This window comes from Alsobacter metallidurans, assembly GCF_014636935.1.
Taxonomy (GTDB): Bacteria; Pseudomonadota; Alphaproteobacteria; order Rhizobiales; family Beijerinckiaceae; genus Alsobacter; species Alsobacter metallidurans.
Map to the genome: position 1 here is coordinate 74,827 of NZ_BMES01000001.1, position 17,069 is coordinate 91,895.

Annotated in this window: 15 protein-coding genes; 9 read left to right on the forward strand and 6 right to left on the reverse strand. The window is 68.2% G+C overall.

The window, feature by feature from the left end; translation table 11 throughout:
• The first annotated feature begins 7 nt into the window (after window positions 1-7).
• The 5 genes from ubiB to cysK all read left to right on the forward strand — a co-directional run bounded on the left by ubiB (window position 8) and on the right by cysK (window position 4,842).
• Complete coding sequence (gene ubiB / locus IEV99_RS00295; RefSeq protein ID WP_188515746.1) at window positions 8-1,585, forward strand: 2-polyprenylphenol 6-hydroxylase; 1,578 nt, start codon at window positions 8-10, stop codon at window positions 1,583-1,585.
• Between the two features lie 25 nt (window positions 1,586-1,610).
• The gene (gene coaBC / locus IEV99_RS00300; protein ID WP_188515747.1) at window positions 1,611-2,840 is read left to right on the forward strand and encodes a bifunctional phosphopantothenoylcysteine decarboxylase/phosphopantothenate--cysteine ligase CoaBC; all 1,230 of its coding nucleotides are present in this window, start codon (window positions 1,611-1,613) and stop codon (window positions 2,838-2,840) included.
• Window positions 2,831-3,301 (forward strand): dUTP diphosphatase, encoded by a 471-nt coding sequence (gene dut / locus IEV99_RS00305; protein ID WP_188515748.1) that lies wholly within the window; start codon window positions 2,831-2,833, stop codon window positions 3,299-3,301. The genes coaBC and dut overlap by 10 nt, the downstream gene beginning before the upstream one ends.
• 24 nt (window positions 3,302-3,325) lie before the next feature.
• Window positions 3,326-3,772: an RrF2 family transcriptional regulator gene (locus IEV99_RS00310; RefSeq protein WP_188515749.1), complete on the forward strand. Its 447-nt coding sequence runs from the start codon at window positions 3,326-3,328 to the stop codon at window positions 3,770-3,772.
• A gap of 80 nt (window positions 3,773-3,852) precedes the next feature.
• The gene (gene cysK, locus IEV99_RS00315) at window positions 3,853-4,842 is read left to right on the forward strand and encodes a cysteine synthase A (RefSeq protein ID WP_188515750.1); all 990 of its coding nucleotides are present in this window, start codon (window positions 3,853-3,855) and stop codon (window positions 4,840-4,842) included.
• A 159-nt stretch (window positions 4,843-5,001) separates the two neighbouring features.
• Here the strand turns inward: cysK and IEV99_RS00320 are convergent, their stop codons facing one another.
• The 4 genes from IEV99_RS00320 to fabA form a co-directional block, all read right to left on the reverse strand.
• Complete coding sequence (locus IEV99_RS00320; protein ID WP_188515751.1) at window positions 5,002-7,365, reverse strand: xanthine dehydrogenase family protein molybdopterin-binding subunit; 2,364 nt, start codon at window positions 7,363-7,365, stop codon at window positions 5,002-5,004.
• A 108-nt stretch (window positions 7,366-7,473) separates the two neighbouring features.
• Window positions 7,474-8,328: an enoyl-ACP reductase FabI gene (gene fabI, locus IEV99_RS00325; protein ID WP_188515752.1), complete on the reverse strand. Its 855-nt coding sequence runs from the start codon at window positions 8,326-8,328 to the stop codon at window positions 7,474-7,476.
• Between the two features lie 28 nt (window positions 8,329-8,356).
• A complete protein-coding gene (gene fabB / locus IEV99_RS00330) occupies window positions 8,357-9,580 on the reverse strand; it encodes a beta-ketoacyl-ACP synthase I (protein ID WP_188515753.1) in 1,224 nt (407 codons plus the stop codon).
• Window positions 9,581-9,674: 94 nt separating this feature from the next.
• On the reverse strand, window positions 9,675-10,190 hold the full coding sequence (gene fabA / locus IEV99_RS00335; RefSeq protein ID WP_188515754.1) for a 3-hydroxyacyl-[acyl-carrier-protein] dehydratase FabA: 516 nt from the start codon (window positions 10,188-10,190) through the stop codon (window positions 9,675-9,677).
• Window positions 10,191-10,473: 283 nt separating this feature from the next.
• Here fabA and irrA point away from each other — a divergent pair, with 283 nt between their 5' ends.
• Window positions 10,474-10,944: an iron response transcriptional regulator IrrA gene (gene irrA, locus IEV99_RS00340; protein WP_188517581.1), complete on the forward strand. Its 471-nt coding sequence runs from the start codon at window positions 10,474-10,476 to the stop codon at window positions 10,942-10,944.
• A 69-nt stretch (window positions 10,945-11,013) separates the two neighbouring features.
• Here irrA and IEV99_RS00345 read toward each other — a convergent pair whose 3' ends face one another.
• Complete coding sequence (locus IEV99_RS00345; RefSeq protein ID WP_188515755.1) at window positions 11,014-11,562, reverse strand: SH3 domain-containing protein; 549 nt, start codon at window positions 11,560-11,562, stop codon at window positions 11,014-11,016.
• Between the two features lie 191 nt (window positions 11,563-11,753).
• Here IEV99_RS00345 and IEV99_RS00350 point away from each other — a divergent pair, with 191 nt between their 5' ends.
• The 3 genes from IEV99_RS00350 to IEV99_RS00360 all read left to right on the forward strand — a co-directional run bounded on the left by IEV99_RS00350 (window position 11,754) and on the right by IEV99_RS00360 (window position 14,946).
• Complete coding sequence (locus IEV99_RS00350) at window positions 11,754-12,749, forward strand: 2-hydroxyacid dehydrogenase (protein WP_188515756.1); 996 nt, start codon at window positions 11,754-11,756, stop codon at window positions 12,747-12,749.
• Between the two features lie 136 nt (window positions 12,750-12,885).
• Window positions 12,886-13,818 (forward strand): dihydrodipicolinate synthase family protein, encoded by a 933-nt coding sequence (locus IEV99_RS00355; protein ID WP_188515757.1) that lies wholly within the window; start codon window positions 12,886-12,888, stop codon window positions 13,816-13,818.
• Window positions 13,819-13,845: 27 nt separating this feature from the next.
• Window positions 13,846-14,946: an NAD(P)/FAD-dependent oxidoreductase gene (locus tag IEV99_RS00360; protein ID WP_188515758.1), complete on the forward strand. Its 1,101-nt coding sequence runs from the start codon at window positions 13,846-13,848 to the stop codon at window positions 14,944-14,946.
• Here IEV99_RS00360 and pbpC read toward each other — a convergent pair whose 3' ends face one another.
• Window positions 14,947-17,067, reverse strand: coding sequence for a penicillin-binding protein 1C (gene pbpC / locus IEV99_RS00365; protein WP_188515759.1), 2,121 nt, complete (start codon window positions 17,065-17,067; stop codon window positions 14,947-14,949).
• Between the last annotated feature and the right edge of the window lie 2 nt (window positions 17,068-17,069).

A 17,069-nucleotide genomic window follows, 5' to 3' on the forward strand; every position in this document is an offset into this window, starting at 1 on the left:
GCCCGGCGTGCTGACCTCCATCGTTCATCTGCTGCGCCTGGCGCGTGTCGGCTTCGTGCTGGCGCGCGAAGGCGCGTTCGGGCTCATCGATCCCAACGAACTGCCGGCCGGGGCGAAGCCGGCCCTGTGGGCCGTGCGCCTCCTTGAGCGCCGGGGCGCCGGCGACGGAGCGCAGCGCCTCGCCGCCGCGCTCACCCGCATCGGGCCGTCCTACGTCAAGTTCGGCCAGTTTCTCGCCACCCGGCCGGACGTGGTCGGCGTGCGTGTGGCCCGCGATCTGGAAGCTCTGCAGGACCGCATGGCGCCCTTCGGCCGGGCCGAAGCGGTGGCCATGATCGAGGCCTCGCTGGGCGCGCCGCTCGACAGCATTTTCATTGCTTTCAGCGAGCCGGTCGCGGCCGCCTCCATCGCGCAGGTGCATCGCGCCACAGTGCGCACCGCCGCCGGCGATCGCGACGTCGCCGTGAAGGTGCTGCGCCCCGGCGTGCGCACCCGCTTCCGGCGCGACCTGCGCGCCATGGCGTTTCTGGCCCGCACGGTGGAGCGCCTGCTGCCCGAGACCCGCCGGCTGAAGCCAATGGGCATCGTCGACACGCTGGCGCGCTCGGTCTCCATGGAGATGGATCTGCGGCTGGAAGCCGCCGCCCTCTCCGAGATGGCCGAGAACACCCGCGAGGACGCGGATTTCCGCACCCCAATCCCGGACTGGGAGCGCACCTCGCGCGACATCCTCACCATGGAGTGGATCGACGGCCTGCCGCTGAACGCCCTCTCGGCGATCGACGAGAAGGGCTATGACCGCGTCGCGCTCGGCCGCAGCGTCATCCAGTCCTTTTTGCGCCACGCCCTGCGGGATGGCTTCTTTCATGCCGACATGCATCCCGGAAATCTGTTCGTCGACACGACGGGTCGGCTTTGCGCGGTGGATTTCGGCATCATGGGGCGCCTCGGCCCGAAGGAGCGCCGCTTCCTGGCCGAGATCCTGCTCGGCTTCATCACCCGCAACTACCGCCGCGTCGCGGAGGTGCATTTCGAGGCCGGCTACGTGCCGGGCCGGCATTCGGTGGATGACTTCGCCCAAGCCATTCGGGCTATCGGCGAGCCCATCCACGACCGCACGGCCGACCAGATCTCGATGGCCAAGCTGCTGACGCTGCTGTTCGAAATCACCGGCATCTTCGAGATGACGACCCGCACCGAACTCGTGATGCTGCAAAAGACCATGGTGGTGGTGGAGGGCGTCGCCCGCAATCTCGACCCGCGGCTCGACATGTGGCGCACGGCAGAGCCGGTGGTTCGCGAGTGGATCGAACGCAACCTTGGGCCGCTGGGGCGGATCGAGGAGGCCGGTCGCGGCGCCATGGACTACGCCAAGCTTTTCGGCAACATCCCGTCGCTGATGAACCGCGCCGAGCGGCTGGTGCTGGACCTCGAGGACTCGGCCGTGAACGGCTTCCGCCTCGCGCCCGAGAGCCTCGAAGGCATCGGCCGCGCCGAGGCGGAGCGGAACCGATGGTCCACGGTGGCGCTGTGGATCATCGCCATCTGCGTCTTCGCCGCGACGTTGCGCATTCTGTCGTGGTAAAACGCCCGCGAACCCGGAGCCCGTCATGACGATCGCCGGCCAACGCATCCTCCTGATCATCGGCGGCGGAATCGCGGCCTATCGATCGCTGGAACTCATCCGCGCCTTCAAGAAGCGCGGCGCCTCGGTGCGCTGCATCCTCACCAAGAGCGCGAGTGAGTTCGTCACGCCGCTCTCTGCCTCCAGCCTCTCGGGCGACAAGGTCTACACGGACCTGTTCTCGCTCACCGACGAAGCCGAGATGGGGCACATCGAGCTGTCGCGCGACGCCGACCTCCTGGTGGTCGCGCCCGCCACGGCCGACCTCATGGCCAAGATGGCGCACGGGCTGGCGAACGACCTCGCTTCCACGGCCCTGCTGGCCACGGACAAGCGCGTCTTGATCGCGCCGGCCATGAATGTGCGCATGTGGGAGCATCCGGCCACCAAGCGAAACCTCGAGACCCTGCGCGCCGACGGCGTCGCGGTGGTGGGCCCCGACCAGGGCGAGATGGCCTGCGGCGAGTTCGGCTTCGGCCGCATGGCCCAGCCGGACGCCATCGCGGACGCCGCCGCCCTTCTGCTCCGTCCGCCTGGGGGCGGCCCGCTCGCCGGCAAGCGCGTCCTGGTCACCTCCGGGCCGACTCACGAGCCGCTCGACCCCGTGCGCTTCATCGCCAACCGCTCCTCGGGCAAGCAGGGCCACGCCATCGCACGCGCTGCCGCCGATCTTGGCGCGGACGTCACGTTGGTGAGCGGCCCCGTATCCATCCCCGACCCGCCCGGCGTCACGGTGGTGCATGTCGAGACCGCCCGCGAGATGCTGGCGGCTGTCGAATCCCACATGCCGGTCGACGCCGCCGTGTTCTGCGCCGCCGTGGCGGATTGGCGGGCCGCCCAGCCCGGGGAAGAGAAGCTGAAAAAGGACGGCTCGGGCGCGCCGAGCTTCTCGCTGGTCGAGAACCCCGACATCCTGGCGACGATCGCCAAACGCACGGAGGCCCGACCCACGCTCGTGGTCGGTTTCGCGGCCGAGACCGAGAAGGTGATCGAGCACGCGCAAAGCAAGCTCGCCCGCAAGGGCTGCGACTGGATCGTCGCCAACGACGTCAGCCATGCGGGGCCGGGCGTCGGCGTGATGGGAGGCGACCGCAACACCGTCTCGATCGTCTCGCAGGCCGGCGTCGAGAACTGGCCCACCATGGGCAAGGATGCGGTCGCGACCCGCCTCGCTGAGCGCATGGCGAAGCAGTTGAAGGATACGCAATGGGTCTGACTCCGATGCAGGACCTCACGGTTGGCGTCATCCGTTTGCCGCATGCGCGCGACCTCCCGTTGCCGCGCTACGAGACGATCCACAGCGCCGGCATGGATTTACTCGCCGCCATCGGCGAAAACGAAAAAATCACGTTGCAAAATGGGGAAAGGGCCCTTGTAGCAACCGGGCTGAAACTCCACCTGCCTGATAGCTACGAAGCTCAGGTTCGGCCCCGGTCGGGCTTGGCGCTGAAGCACGGCGTGACCGTGCTGAATGCGCCCGGTACGATCGACGCGGATTACCGCGGGGAGGTCGCTGTGGTGTTGATCAACCACGGCGCGACACCCTTCGAGATCACGCGCGGCATGCGGATCGCCCAGCTCGTGGTCGCGCCGGTCACGCGCGTGCGGCTGGAAGAGCGGGATACGCTCTCCGAGACCGAGCGCGGCGCAGGAGGATTTGGGTCGACGGGTGTGTGACGCCCGCGCGCGCGGGGGGAACGCATGATCCTGTTGTCACGGCGCAGTCTGCTGGCCATTGCGGCCGTGGTTGATATCGCGCTCCACGCCCGGCCTACTCCGGTCGCCGCCAAGCATCTCGCGCAGCGACATAATCTTCCGCCACGACATCTCGAGACCATGCTGCAGGCGCTCGTGCGCGCTGGCATCCTCAAGGGCGTCCGAGGCCCGCGCGGCGGCTACGAAATCGCCCGCGAGCGCCGCCGCATCACGGCCGGCGATATTGTGCGCGCCGCGATGGCGTCGACGGGGGAGGATTCCATGCCGCCCATCCCCGAATCCAAACTCGTGGACGAAGTAATCGGCCCGACAGTAAAGCGCGCAGGCGACGCCTTCTTGCGGGAGCTGGACGGCGTGACGGTGGATGACCTCTGCCGCCAGGCGGACGGGATCTACCGAGAAATGCCCGTGACAGCAGATTTCACAATATAGAATGTAGATTTTGCGTTAGCGTCGACATCCCGCGTGAATATGCGCTATACTGGCTTCACTGCCCGTTTCGGAGGACGACCATGGCCAATCCCGCCGCTTTGCACTCTGCCCCTGAAACCGGCACGGCGCCGGGTCGCGGACGGATTTACGACTCCATCACGGACACGATCGGCAACACGCCGATCGTGCGCCTGAGCCGACTGGCCAAGGAGAAGGGCGTCCACGGCAATCTTCTCGCGAAGCTCGAATTTTTTAATCCGATCTCCAGCGTGAAGGATCGCATCGGCGTCAACATGATCGACGCCCTGGAGGCCTCCGGCGCGATCCAGCCCGGCGCGACCCTGATCGAGCCAACCTCCGGCAACACCGGCATCGCGCTCGCCTTCACGGCGGCGGCGCGCGGCTACAAGCTCATCCTCGTTATGCCCGAGTCGATGTCGATCGAGCGTCGCAAGATGCTGGCGCTGCTGGGCGCCCAGCTCGACCTCACGCCTGCGCCGCTTGGCATGAAAGGCGCCATCGCGCGCGCCGAAGAGCTCAAGGCCCAGACGCCCGGCTCCGTCATCCCGCAGCAGTTCGCCAATCCAGCCAACCCGGACATCCACCGCCGCACCACCGCGGAGGAGATCTGGAACGACACGCACGGGCAGATCGACTATTTCGTGTCCGGCGTCGGCACGGGCGGCACCATCACGGGCGTTGGCCAGGTGCTGAAGCCGCGTCGCCCCACCCTGAAAGTGGTGGCCGTGGAGCCAGAGGACTCGCCCGTGCTGTCGGGCGGCCAGCCCGGCCCGCACAAGATCCAGGGCATCGGCGCAGGCTTTGTTCCGCAGGTGCTGGATCGATCGGTGATCGACGAGGTGATCACGGTCGGCAACCAGACCTCCTTCGACACGGCCCGCCTGCTGGCCCGTATCGAGGGCATCCCGGTCGGCATCTCGTCCGGCGCGGCCGTGGCGGCGGCGCTGGAGATCGCGGCCCGGCCTGAAGCCAAGGGCAAGAACATCGTGATCATCATCCCGTCCTTCGCCGAACGCTACCTTTCGACCGCGCTCTTCGAAGGGCTGTAGGCCAGCCGGAACAAGCTCGCTTCCCTTGTCTTTCGAGACGCAGGCCCATGCAGTCCTGCGTCTCAGGGTGAGGGACATTCAGCGCGTTGGCCTCGAAGCGACCCGATGCAAAAAAGGCGGCCCGCAGGCCGCCTTTTCGATTGCTGTGCCGCGCCGCTTTCAGGCCGCCGCCGAGCTGTTGGCCTGCTGGATGGCCTCCCAGACCCGCTTGGGCGTCGCCGGCATGTTCATCTGCGTCACGCCGACCTCCGCCAGCGCGTCGTTGATGGCGTTCATCACCGACGGCAGCGCGCCGGCGCAACCCGCCTCGCCGCAGCCTTTCGCCCCGAGCGGGTTCGTGGTCGCAACCGTAGGCCGGCTCTCGAACGTGAACTCCGGCATGTCGTCCGCGCGCGGCATGGCGTAGTCCATGAAGGAGCCCGTTACGAGCTGCCCGTCGGCGTCGTATTCGGTGAACTCCATCAAGGCCTGGCCGATGCCCTGCATCACTCCGCCATGCAATTGCCCTTCGACGAGCAGCGGGTTTACGACTGTGCCGAAGTCGTTGACCATCACGTAGCGCACCACCTTGGTGACGCCCGTGTCCGGGTCGATCTCGACCTCGGCGATGTGGCAGCCGTTCGGATAGGCCGAGGGCGACAGCCGGTGCACGTGGTCGACGTCCAGCGTCTTGGGCGCATCGTCCGGCATCTGCAGCCCGCCGTTGCGCAGCTGTGCGGCGAGTTCCATCACCCCGATGCCCCGGTCCGTGCCCGCGATCGCGAACCGGCCGTTGGCGAACTCGATGTCCTCGACGCCGGCCTCCAACGCATACGAAGCGACGATCCTGCCTTTCTCGATGACCTTCTCGGACGCGCCCACGATGGCCGCGCCTGACGCCATGATGGACTTGGACCCGCCCGTGCCGCCGCCCGCGACGAGACGGTCGCTGTCGCCCTGCACGAGCTTGATCTTGTCGAAGGGCACGCCGAGCTTGGTGGTGAGCACCTGCGCGAACGGCGTCCAGTGGCCCTGGCCGTAATCGAGCGTGCCGGTCACGATCGTGACCGTGCCGTCGGCCTCGAAGTGGATGCCGCCCATCTCGTTCATGGGTGGGGCCGTCACCTCCAGGTAGCAGCCGATGCCGCGTCCACGCAGCAGGCCGCGCTTGCGGCTGTCGCGCTTGCGCTGGGCGAAGCCCTTCCAGTCGGCCGCTTCCACGGCGCGTTCTAGCAAGGCCGTGAAGTCGCCCGAGTCGTAAACGGTGTCGACCGGCGTCTTGTAGGGCATTTGAGACGGCTTGATCTGGTTGCGCTTGCGCAGGCTGACCGGGTCAATGCCCATTTCGCGCGCGGCCTGATCGATCAGCCGCTCCATGAAATAGTTGCCTTCCGGCCGGCCCGCGCCCCGGTAGGCCCCGATCGGCGCCGTGTTGGTGAACATGCAGCGCGTGTCGACCTGCATCAGGGGCGTCGTGTAGGTGCCGATGCCGTTCTTGTGGATGTTCAACGTCGACATCAGCGGGGCCACTGGCGACAGGTAGCCGCCCATGTTGCTGTGCCCGCTAATGCGCACGGCCAGGAACTTGCCCTTGGCGTCCAGCGCCAGCTCGGCGTGGACGTTCTGGTCTCGGCCATGGTGATCGGACACGAAGCTGTCGGAGCGCGCGTCCGTCCACTTTACGGGCCGGCCGAGCGTCTTGGCTGCATGCAACAGCGAGACATATTCCGGGAACACCGAACCCTTCATGCCGAACGAGCCGCCGACATGGCCGGTGATGACGTGAACGTCCTTGGGCTCAACCTTCAGCACGCCCGCAAGATTGTTGCGGAAACCGAATACGCCCTGCGTCGGAACGTTCAGCACGTACCGGCCGTCGCTGAATTGGGCCAGCGCGGCCCGCGGCTCCAGCGAGTTCACGACGATGCGGTTGTTGGCGATGTCGAGCCGCGTCACATGCGCGGCAGACGCGAACGCCGCCTCCACCTGCTCGGTAGGGCCGAAATGATAGTCCAGCGCGCAGTTGCCGGGCGCTTCGTCGTAAATGGTCGGCGCGCCTGGCTTGTCGGCCTCTTCAGGGGTCGCGACGGCGGGCAGCGGGTCGATGTCGAGGGCCACCGCTTCGGCGGCGTCGCGCGCCTGAGCCGCCGTCTCGGCCACCACGAACGCGACCGGGTCGCCCACGAAGCGCACCTTGTCCACCGCCAGCGACGGCCGGGCCGGCGTCACCATCGCGGAGCCGTCGCGCTGCTTCTGCACCATGATGCAAGGCAGCGTGCCGTAGCCGGCCGCCACCAGGTCCGCGCCCGTGTAGGCCGCCACCACGCCAGGCATGTCCAGGGCCGCCGAGAGGTCGACGCCGTTCAGCACCCCATGCGCGTAGGGGCTCCGAACGAAAGCCGCGTAGAGCTGGCCGTCGACGTTCACGTCGTCCGTGTAGCGGCCCTCGCCGCGCACCAGGATCGGATCCTCGTTGCGCGACACCGGCTGGCCGATGCCGAATTTCATGAGAGACAGGTCGGAGGGGTCCGTCGGCTTGTTCATGACGTGCGAAAACTCGGGTGAGGCGGGATCACCGGAGTCTAGCGCGTTGCGCCGGGAAGGCGATACCCCGCCGGGCAGGGCTCCGCCGCGCCTGCGGCATGGAGGCCGCTACTCGGCCGCCTGCCCGGTGGCTTCGGCCTGCTCCTCGGCGGCCGTTTCGGCGGCGTCGACAGTTTTCAGCGCGTCGGGGGCCGGCATCGAGATGATATTGTAGCCGGAGTCCACGTAGTGGATCTCGCCCGTGACGCCGCTCGACAGGTCGGACAGCAAGTACAGCGCCGAGCCGCCGATCTCGTCGATCGACACCGTGCGGCGCAGCGGCGCATGGCGCTTCTGGTAGTTGAACATCAGCCGGGCGTCCGTGATGCCTGCGCCCGCCAGCGTCCGCACCGGCCCGGGCGACAGCGCGTTCACGCGGATGCCCTGCGGGCCGAAATCGCCCGCGAGGTAGCGCACGCTCGCCTCGAGCGCCGCCTTGGCGACGCCCATGACGTTGTAGTTCGGCATCACGCGCGTCGAGCCGCCATAGGTCAGCGTCACCAGCGAGCCGCCATCCGGCATCATCGCGGCCGCGCGCTTCGCCACCTCGGTGAACGAGAAGCACGAAATCACCATGGTGCGGGAGAAGTTCTCGCGCGTGGTGTCGGCGTAGAGGCCCTTGAGCTCGTTCTTGTCCGAGAAACCAATGGCGTGGACCACGAAATCCAGCTTGCCCCAGGCGTCCTTCAGGGCCGCGAACAAGGCGTCCACGGTCGCGACGTCCTCGACGTCGCAGGGCAGCACGAGCTTGCTGCCGAGGCTGGCGGCAAGCGGCTCCACGCGTTTGCGCAGGGCGTCGCCCTGGTACGTAAACGCCAGCTCGGCCCCGTGCTCCGCCAGCGTCTTGGCGATGCCCCACGCGATCGAGTGGTTGTTGGCGACGCCCATGATGAGGCCGCGCTTGCCGGACATGAACGACGACATGCCGTGATCCTTTTCTGGATGGGGCGCGTCAGGCGTCCGGGTGCTTCATCACGATGGTCGCGTTGGTGCCGCCGAACCCGAAGGAGTTGGACAGCACCGTGCCGAGTTTCACGTTATCGATCCGCTTGCGGACGATGTTCATGTCCGCGAACTCCGGATCGAGCTCCTCGATGTTGGCGCTCTCGCAGATGAAGCCGTTCTGCATCATCAGCAGCGAGTAGATCGCCTCCTGCACGCCGGTCGCGCCCAGCGAGTGGCCGGTCAGCGACTTGGTGGCCGAGATCGGCGGGCACTTCTCGCCCGTGCCGAACACCTGCCGGATTGCCTCGATCTCTTTCTGGTCGCCCACCGGGGTCGAGGTCGCGTGCGGGTTGATGTAGTCGATCGGGGTCTTCACGCCCACGAGCGCCTGCTTCATGCAGCGGATCGCGCCCTCGCCGGAGGGGGCCACCATGTCGTAGCCGTCAGACGTCGCGCCGTAGCCGACGATCTCGGCATAAATCTTGGCGCCGCGCGCCTTTGCGCGCTCGTACTCCTCCAGCACCAGCACGCCCGCGCCGCCCGCGATCACGAACCCGTCGCGATTGCGGTCATAGGCGCGCGAGGCCACGGCCGGGCGGTCGTTGTACTTGGTCGACATCGCCCCCATGGCGTCGAACAGCACCGAAAGCGACCAGTCGAGCTCCTCGCAGCCCCCCGCGAACATCACGTCCTGCTTGCCGTACTGGATCATCTCGTAGGCGTTGCCGATGCAATGGTTCGACGTCGCGCAGGCGGACGAGATCGAATAGTTCACGCCCTTGATCTTGAACCAGGTCGCCAGCGTGGCCGACGCCGTGGACGACATGGCCTTCGGCACCGCGAAGGGGCCGATGCGCTTGGGCCCCTTCTCGCGGGCGATGTCGGCCGCCTCCACGATGGTGCGGGCCGACGGGCCGCCCGATCCCATGATGATGCCGGTGCGCTCGTTGGAGATGTCGCTCTCCTCGAGCCCCGAATCCCGAATCGCCTGGTCCATCGCGACATGGTTCCAGGCCGTGCCAGTGGCGTGGAACCGCATGGCGCGCCGGTCCACGAGCTCCGACGGGTCGAGCTGCGGCTGGCCGTGCACCTGGCAGCGGAAGCCGAGCTCGGCGTAGCGGTCGGCGCGAACGACGCCTGACTTGGCCTCGCGCAGGGAGGCCAGCACTTCCTGAGTGGTGTTGCCGATGGATGAGACGATGCCCATGCCGGTCACGACGACGCGCTTCATGGTGTCGGCTCCTTTTCAAATGAGCGACCAGGGACCGAACGCCCCTTGGCCGGAGAACAGATGAAACTCTTGAACGTCAACAACGCGGCGGGTTTCAGACCGGGTCCGCGGCCTTGAACAACCCGACGCGCAGGTCCTTGGCGTCGTAGATGCGCCGGCCGTCCGCCTCAAGCCAGCCGTCGGCCACGCCGAGCACCAGCTTGGAGCGAAACACCCGCTTCAGGTCCACGCCGTAGACCACCTTCTTGACGCTGGGAAGAACCTGATCGGCGAACTTCACCTCGCCGACGCCGAGCGCCCGCCCGCGGCCTTCCGCCCCCAGCCAGCCCAGGAAAAACCCGGTCAGCTGCCACAAGGCGTCCAGGCCGAGGCAGCCCGGCATCACCGGATCGCCCTTGAAGTGGCACGGAAAGAACCAAAGGTCCGGCCTGATCTCGAGCTCGGCCCGGATCATGCCCTTGCCGTTGGGTCCGCCCGTCTCGCTGACTTCGGAGATGCGGTCGAACATCAGCATCGGCGGGAGGGGAAGCTGGGCGTTGCCCGGCCCAAACATCTCGCCGCGTCCGCAGGCGAGAAGGTCCTCATATTCGTAGCTCGAGCGCTGCTGCATCTCCCCGAAGGGCTCCGTCCCGTCATGGTAAGTGGGAGCGACGCCCGAGGGCTCGCCCGTTCGCGGCTGCGTTGGTATCACAGCGGCTCTCGCATCGAAAGCCGGAACCGGCGCCCGAGGTTCCCGGCGTTGGCGATCTTAAGGCTAGGGGTTGGCCCGGGTTGCGGCGGGGGCCTGCGCTTCCTATGATATTGGGACGCAACAGCAGGACCGCTTTTCCCCTATGACGGAACTCACGCGCATTGGCCTTCGCGCATCCTCCACCGCGCAGCAGGCTCCCCGGATGACTCCGCCGGCCGCCGCGGCCGCGAATCCCGGCGCGTGGCCGAACCAGAGCGGCTGCCTGTTCCACGACCTGCGCGGCAAGCTGCGCCAGGCCGGCTTGCGTCCGACCCGCCAGCGCGTCGGACTTGGTTGGCTGCTGTTCGCCAAGGGCGATCGCCACGTCACGGCCGAGGTTTTGTTCGAGGAAGCCTCCAAGGCGCGCGTGCCGGTGTCGCTCGCGACCATCTACAACACGCTGCACCAGTTCACCGAAGCGGGTCTGCTACGCGAAGTCGCCGTCGAGGGCGCGAAGACCTATTTCGATACGAATGTGAGCAATCACCACCACTTCTACGTCGAGGGCGAGAACACCCTGCACGACGTGGAAGGCGACCAGGTTCAGGTCTCGTCTCTGCCGGAGGCCCCTGAGGGGATGGAAATCGCCCGCGTGGACGTGATCATCCGGCTGCGCAAGAAGACCGTGCGGTAGGCCGCGTTGCGTCTTCGACGCTCCTCCCGCGGCTGAGCGCCACCCCAAGGGCGCTCAAAGCGGTCTGGGTCACTCGACGCGTTCGTTCGGATAGACGCCCCAAAGCTTGTCCTGGGGCATGAAGCCGTCGAAGCCCTGGCCGATCACCCGGCACCATTGGCCATCGCAGGATTTCAGCGTGGCGAGCACGCCGGGCTGCAACTGGGCGACCAGGTCGCCCTTCTGGTTCGGGCGGTTGAACAGGGGCAGCGGACCCTGCTTCCACCAGGGCGCGACCAACGCGGTGCGGCGTCCGGACAGCAGGCTGTGCAGCACCCAGCCTTCCGCGCCGTCCGAATCGCGGATGCGGCGCCAGGTCTCGGCCTCGGCCGTGATCTCGACCGGCAGGCCGGCCCGCTGGAACACCCACGTGGTGCGGTGATCCTTGGACGGGCCCTCCCGCAGGTTCACGCGATCCGACTTCAGGCTCACATAGCGCGGCACCGGCAGGCCGGAGGCCGTTCCGGCCGTGGTCCCGTCAGCCGCCCGAACGCCCGGGGCGGTCACCGTCAATGACGCGACCGCAAGCGCGAGAACGAGCAGCAGGCGAGGGAAGCTCTGGTGAAAATCGATGCGCATCAACGGAGCCGTTGGTTCTCAATCTTTAGTCCCGGGTCGCCGGGCGTTGTTTTTCCCAAAGCGCCTCGGTAGACAGGGCTGGTAGCCTGAACGGCGCAGAGGGACACTTCCGGTTGTCTCCCGGTCGTCGTTAACGGTTGGTGAATGCGGCGGCTCGCGGTTGCCGCAACGAGTGGGGGATAGCGTTGGTCATGACCAAGAAGAAGCCGCTCGTCGTCGTTACGCGCAAGCTCCCGGACGTGGTCGAAACGCGCATGCGCGAGCTCTTCGACGCCCGCCTCAACGTCACGGACGCGCCCATGAGCGCCGGCGAACTCGCTGAGGCGGTGCGCACCGCCGACGTGCTGGTGCCCACCGTGACCGACAAGATCGATGCCTCCGTGCTCGCCCAGGCGGGCGAGAACCTCCGCCTGATCGCCAATTTCGGCAATGGCGTCGATAATATTGACGTTCAGTCGGCGCTGTCGCGCGGCATCACAGTGACCAACACGCCGGGCGTGCTGACCGAGGACACGGCCGACATGACGATGGCGCTGATCCTCGCGGTGGCGCGCCGCATCGCCGAGGGCGCGCGCACGATCCCGGACGAGAGCTGGAACGGCTGGTCGCCGACCTGGATGCTGGGCCACCGCATCACCGGCAAGCGGCTCGGCATAGTCGGCATGGGCCGCATCGGCCAGGCGCTGGCGCGCCGCGCCAAGGCGTTCGGCCTGCAGGTGCACTATCACAACCGCCGCCGCGTCTCGTCCTCCATCGAGGAAGCCCTGGAGGCGACCTACTGGGATTCGCTGGACCAGATGCTGGCCCGCATGGACATTGTGTCCGTAAACTGCCCGCATACCCCCGCGACCTATCACCTCCTGTCGGCGCGGCGGCTCAAGCTGATGAAGCGCGAGGCCATCCTGGTGAACACCGCGCGTGGCGAGATCATCGACGAGAACGCGCTCACCCGCATGCTGGAAGCCGGCGAAATCGGCGGCGCCGGCCTCGACGTGTTCGAACACGAGCCTGCGATTTCACCCCGCATGCTGAAGCTGGCCCGCCAGCACAAGGTAGTGGTGCTGCCCCACATGGGCTCGGCCACCATCGAGGGCCGCGTCGACATGGGCGAGAAGGTCATCGTCAACATCAAAACCTTCATGGACGGCCATCGTCCGCCGGACCGCGTTCTGCCCGCCATGCTGTAAGGCCGTGGCGGCCCGCACGAGTGGGTTGTTCTTTACCTTGATACAATCGATGCCCGGGCCTGCGCCGGGCGCGCTTGCTCGGCCGCTCTCCCGTCGTTAGACGCAGAGGGAGCAAAATCCGGCCGGGAGCAACGTCATGTTCGGTATTCACGCCAGCGGGGTCTACCCCATCGCCCCGACGCCGTTCACGGACGCGGGCGAGATCGACTGGGCGTCCACCGACCGGATGATCGATTGGTACCGGGAAATCGGGGCCACCGGCCTCACCATCCTGGGCATCATGGGCGAAGCCCCCAAGCTCGATCCGGCCGAGGCCGTTGAATTCGCGACCCGCATCATCCGCCGGGCAAAGGGCCTGCCCGTGTTGGTCGGCGTCTCGGCCCCGGGCTTTGCGGCCATGCGGTCGCTGGCCCGCACCGTCATGGACGCGGGTGCGGGCGGGGTCATGATCGCGCCGCCGCCAGCGCTGCGCACGGACGACCAGATCGTCGGCTATTACGCCCAGGCCGTGGAGGCGATCGGGACCGACATCCCGTTCTGCATCCAGGATTACCCGCTGACGCTGACGGTTGTGATGACCCCCAAGGTCATCCAGCGGATCATCACCGATAATCCCTCCTGCGTGATGCTGAAGCATGAGGATTGGCCGGGGCTCGAGAAGATCTCCACATTGCGCCGTTTCGAGCAGGAAGGAGCGCTGCGCCATGTCTCGATCCTCACCGGCAATGGCGGGTTGTTCCTCGATTTCGAAATGGAGCGCGGCGCGGACGGCGCGATGACGGGCTACGCCTTCCCGGAGATGCTCGTGGACGTCGTGCGCCTCTCGGCCGAGGGCAAGCGCGACGACGCGCACGACCTGTTCGACGCCCATCTGCCGCTGGTTCGCTACGAGCAGCAGGCCGTGATCGGCCTCGCGGTTCGCAAATACATCCTGAAGCGGCGCGGCATCCTCCAGTCGGACGCGCAGCGCAAGCCTGGCTCCGCGATCACGGCCGCCGGCAAGGCCGAGGTCGAGTACCTGCTGGCGCGGCTGGCCCGTCGCGATCCGCGCGCCGGCGAGCTGGTGTGAGGTCATGAGCCGAGCGGAGTTGGTCTGATGAGCGACGTCGACGCCATTGTGGTCGGGGCCGGCGTGGTCGGCCTCGCGATCGCCCGGGAGTTGGCCCTGTCGGGTCGTTCCGTGGTCGTGCTCGAACAGGCCGAGGGCATCGGCACCGAGACCTCCTCGCGCAACAGCGAGGTGATTCACGCCGGGCTTTACTACCCGGCCGGCAGCCTCAAGGCCCGGCTCTGCGTCGAGGGCCGGAAGCGGCTCTATGATTTCTGCGAGAGCCACTACGTGCCACACCGCCGCTGCGGCAAGCTGGTGGTCGCCACCGACGAGGTCGAGCTCGCGGCCGTCGAGGCGATCCGCCTCAAGGGGCTGCACAACGGCTGCGACGACCTGGAGATGATCTCCGGCGAGGCCGCCCGCGCGATGGAGCCGGCGCTCAACACCGTCGGGGCGCTGTGGTCGCCCTCCACGGGCATCATCGACAGCCACGCCTACATGCTCGCCCTCCAGGGCGACGCCGAGCAGGCGGGCGCGGGTTTCGCGTTCCACACGCCGTTCTTGCGCGCCGACGCGACCGGCAATTCCATCGTTGTGGAGACCGGCGGCGCCGAGCCGATGCGGCTCACGACCTCTTTGCTGATCAACAGCGCCGGCCTGCACGCCTCACGGGCCGCCAACGCCATCGAGGGGCTGGATCCCGCCGCCGTGCCGGTGACGCAGTATTGCAAGGGCAACTACTTCGTACTGACCGCCAAGGCGCCCTTCAGCCGGCTCATCTACCCGGCCCCGCACACGCACGGGCTCGGCGTCCATCTCACCATCGATCTCGGGGGCCAGGCGCGCTTCGGCCCCGACATCGAGTGGGTCGACGACCTCGCCTACGAGGTCGACCCAAAGCGCGGCGAAGGCTTCGACGCCGCCATCCGCAAGTACTGGCCCGGCCTGCCCGAGAACGCGCTTGCGCCCGGCTATGCGGGCATCCGGCCTAAGATTTCCGGCCCGCACGATCCCGCGCCCGATTTCCGCATCGACGGCCCGGCCGACCACGGCGTGCCCGGGCTCGTGAACCTCTACGGCATGGAGAGCCCCGGCCTCACGGCTTCGCTGGCGATCGCGGCCGAAGTGGTCCGTAAACTCGGCTAGCTATTCCAGCCGAACCATGACGCTGTCGGTCGCTCCGGCGGCGTCCATGACGCTGACACGCGCGAAACCCGCTCCGTCGGGCCGCCACGCGCCCTGCCGCCGCGCCTCGGGCTCGCCAACCGGCCGGCCGTTGACCATCCAGGTGAGCGGCGGAACGCCGCCGAGCGCCTTCAGGGCCAGGCTTGCCTCGGCGGTCGGACCGGCCGAGAGGCCGAGGTCCACCCGCGCGCCGTCCGGCGGAAACGCGATCTTCAACGGCGCGTTCGCGGCCGCCGCAACCGAGCGCGGCGCGTCCCGGCGCAACCGGCGCAGGGGAGGCGGCAGCGTCGCCGACGTGGCGAACAGGGCGTCGCGCGGCGCCGCGATGGGCTCCGGCTCGCCGCCAAGGCGCGAAAATGCGTCGAACAGGATCGGCGCGGCGATCTGCCGACCGACCAGCCCCGGCACCGCGGCGCCGTCGGGCCGACCTACCCAGACGCCGATCGTCACGCGCTTGTCGAAGCCCACCGCCCAGGCGTCGCGATAGCCGTAGGAAGTGCCCGTCTTGAACGCGATACGCCCCGCCGGCGAATTGGCGGGCGGGGGGGCCCCGCGCAGGATGTCGAACACGTACCAGGACGACAGCGGCTCGGCGATCCGCCGCCCCGGCTCGCCCGTTGGCGGCGCGTCCGCGCGCCACTGCAGCGCCGGAGCGTCGCCGCCGCGCGCGAGTCCCGCATAGAGCCGCACCAGATCGGTGAGCCGGATCCCGAGGCCGCCCAACCCCACGGCCAGCCCGGGCGCGGCCTCCTTCGGGACGACGATGTCGGCCCCGGCCTGCCGCAGCCGCGCCAGGAAGCGCGCGGGCCCGACATCGGCCAGGAGCTCCACCGCCGGCACGTTCAGGGACAGCTGCAGCGCCCGCCGCGCCGTCACGGTCCCCTGAAAGGAAAGGTCGAAGTTTTCCGGCGCGTAGAGCCCGAAGCGCGACGGCCGGTCGTCCAGGATCGTTTCGGGATGCGCCAGCCCGGTTTCGAACGCCAGCGCGTAGATGAACGGTTTCAGCGCCGAGCCGGGCGATCGCACGGCCTGGGCCATGTCCACCGCGCCGGCTCGCGCGGCGGACAGGTAATCCGCCGCCCCCACATGCGCCCGCACGTGGCCGGTGGCGTTGTCCACGGCCAGGATCGCGATAGACAGCCGTGGGCCCAGCGCGTCGGCCCGCTCGCGCGCCAGGCTTTCCAGCGTCGCCTGCAGCCGCGCCTCGAGGGTGAGCCGATGCACGCGCCGGTCCGGCTCGCTCCGCATGGCGGCCTCGGCCGCGTGGGCGGCCAGCATCGGAACCGGCCACCGGGCCGTGGGAACAGGCTCCGCCCTGGCCAGCGCCGCCTCTGGCCGGCCTAGGGCGCCAAAGCGCGCCGCGCGCTCCAGCACGCGGTCGCGCGCCGTCTGGGCCGCGTGGGCGTAGCGGTCCGGCCGCCGCGTTTCGGGCGACTGCGGCAGGGCGGTCAGCAACGCCGCCTCGGCGGTGGTCAGGCGCTTGGGCTCCTTGCCGAAATAGGACAGCGACGCGGCCCGCAGCCCTTCGATGTTGCCGCCATAGGGCGCGAGGGCGAAATAGAGGTCGAGGATCTGGTCCTTGCTGAACCGCCGCTCCAGCTGCACGGCCCGCACGGCCTGCCGCAGCTTCGCCGCCAGGGTCCGTTCCTCGCGAGGCTCCAGCAACCGCGCCACCTGCATGGTGAGCGTCGACCCGCCTGACACCACGCGCCCGTTGCGCAGCGCCTGCCAGCCGGCCCGCGCGAAAGACCGCCAGTCCACGCCCGGATGCCAGCGGAAGCGCCGGTCCTCATAGGCGATCAGCATGGCGACATATCGCGGATCCACCTCAGCGGTGGTCACCGGCAAGCGCCAGCGTCCGTCCGCGGTCGTGAACGCCCGCAGCAGCTTGCCGTCGCGGTCCGTGACCGTCACGGAGCCTTCATCGACACGGGAGAGATCGAGCGGGCCGAGGCTGTCGACGAACCGCCAGAGGGATAGCGTCGCGGCGCCGAGCAAAAGCCCAACGAAGAGCGCCAGCCTGATCCCGAACACGCGCCGACGAGGGCGTCTTGGCGCCGCTGGACCGCGGGCCTCGCTCATCC

Excerpts from the sequence above, each read along its gene's own strand:
- dut (WP_188515748.1), top strand. The coding sequence starts at position 2,831 with ATGGGTCTGACTCCGATGCAGGACCTCACGGTTGGCGTCATCCGTTTG.
- coaBC (WP_188515747.1), top strand. The coding sequence starts at position 1,611 with ATGACGATCGCCGGCCAACGCATCCTCCTGATCATCGGCGGCGGAATC.
- IEV99_RS00360 (WP_188515758.1), top strand. The coding sequence starts at position 13,846 with ATGAGCGACGTCGACGCCATTGTGGTCGGGGCCGGCGTGGTCGGCCTC.
- IEV99_RS00350 (WP_188515756.1), top strand. The coding sequence starts at position 11,754 with ATGACCAAGAAGAAGCCGCTCGTCGTCGTTACGCGCAAGCTCCCGGAC.
- IEV99_RS00345 (WP_188515755.1), bottom strand. The coding sequence starts at position 11,562 with ATGCGCATCGATTTTCACCAGAGCTTCCCTCGCCTGCTGCTCGTTCTC.
- IEV99_RS00355 (WP_188515757.1), top strand. The coding sequence starts at position 12,886 with ATGTTCGGTATTCACGCCAGCGGGGTCTACCCCATCGCCCCGACGCCG.
- pbpC (WP_188515759.1), bottom strand. The coding sequence starts at position 17,067 with ATGAGCGAGGCCCGCGGTCCAGCGGCGCCAAGACGCCCTCGTCGGCGC.
- IEV99_RS00310 (WP_188515749.1), top strand. The coding sequence starts at position 3,326 with ATGATCCTGTTGTCACGGCGCAGTCTGCTGGCCATTGCGGCCGTGGTT.
- fabA (WP_188515754.1), bottom strand. The coding sequence starts at position 10,190 with ATGCAGCAGCGCTCGAGCTACGAATATGAGGACCTTCTCGCCTGCGGA.
- IEV99_RS00320 (WP_188515751.1), bottom strand. The coding sequence starts at position 7,365 with ATGAACAAGCCGACGGACCCCTCCGACCTGTCTCTCATGAAATTCGGC.
- irrA (WP_188517581.1), top strand. The coding sequence starts at position 10,474 with ATGACTCCGCCGGCCGCCGCGGCCGCGAATCCCGGCGCGTGGCCGAAC.
- cysK (WP_188515750.1), top strand. The coding sequence starts at position 3,853 with ATGGCCAATCCCGCCGCTTTGCACTCTGCCCCTGAAACCGGCACGGCG.
- fabB (WP_188515753.1), bottom strand. The coding sequence starts at position 9,580 with ATGAAGCGCGTCGTCGTGACCGGCATGGGCATCGTCTCATCCATCGGC.
- fabI (WP_188515752.1), bottom strand. The coding sequence starts at position 8,328 with ATGTCGTCGTTCATGTCCGGCAAGCGCGGCCTCATCATGGGCGTCGCC.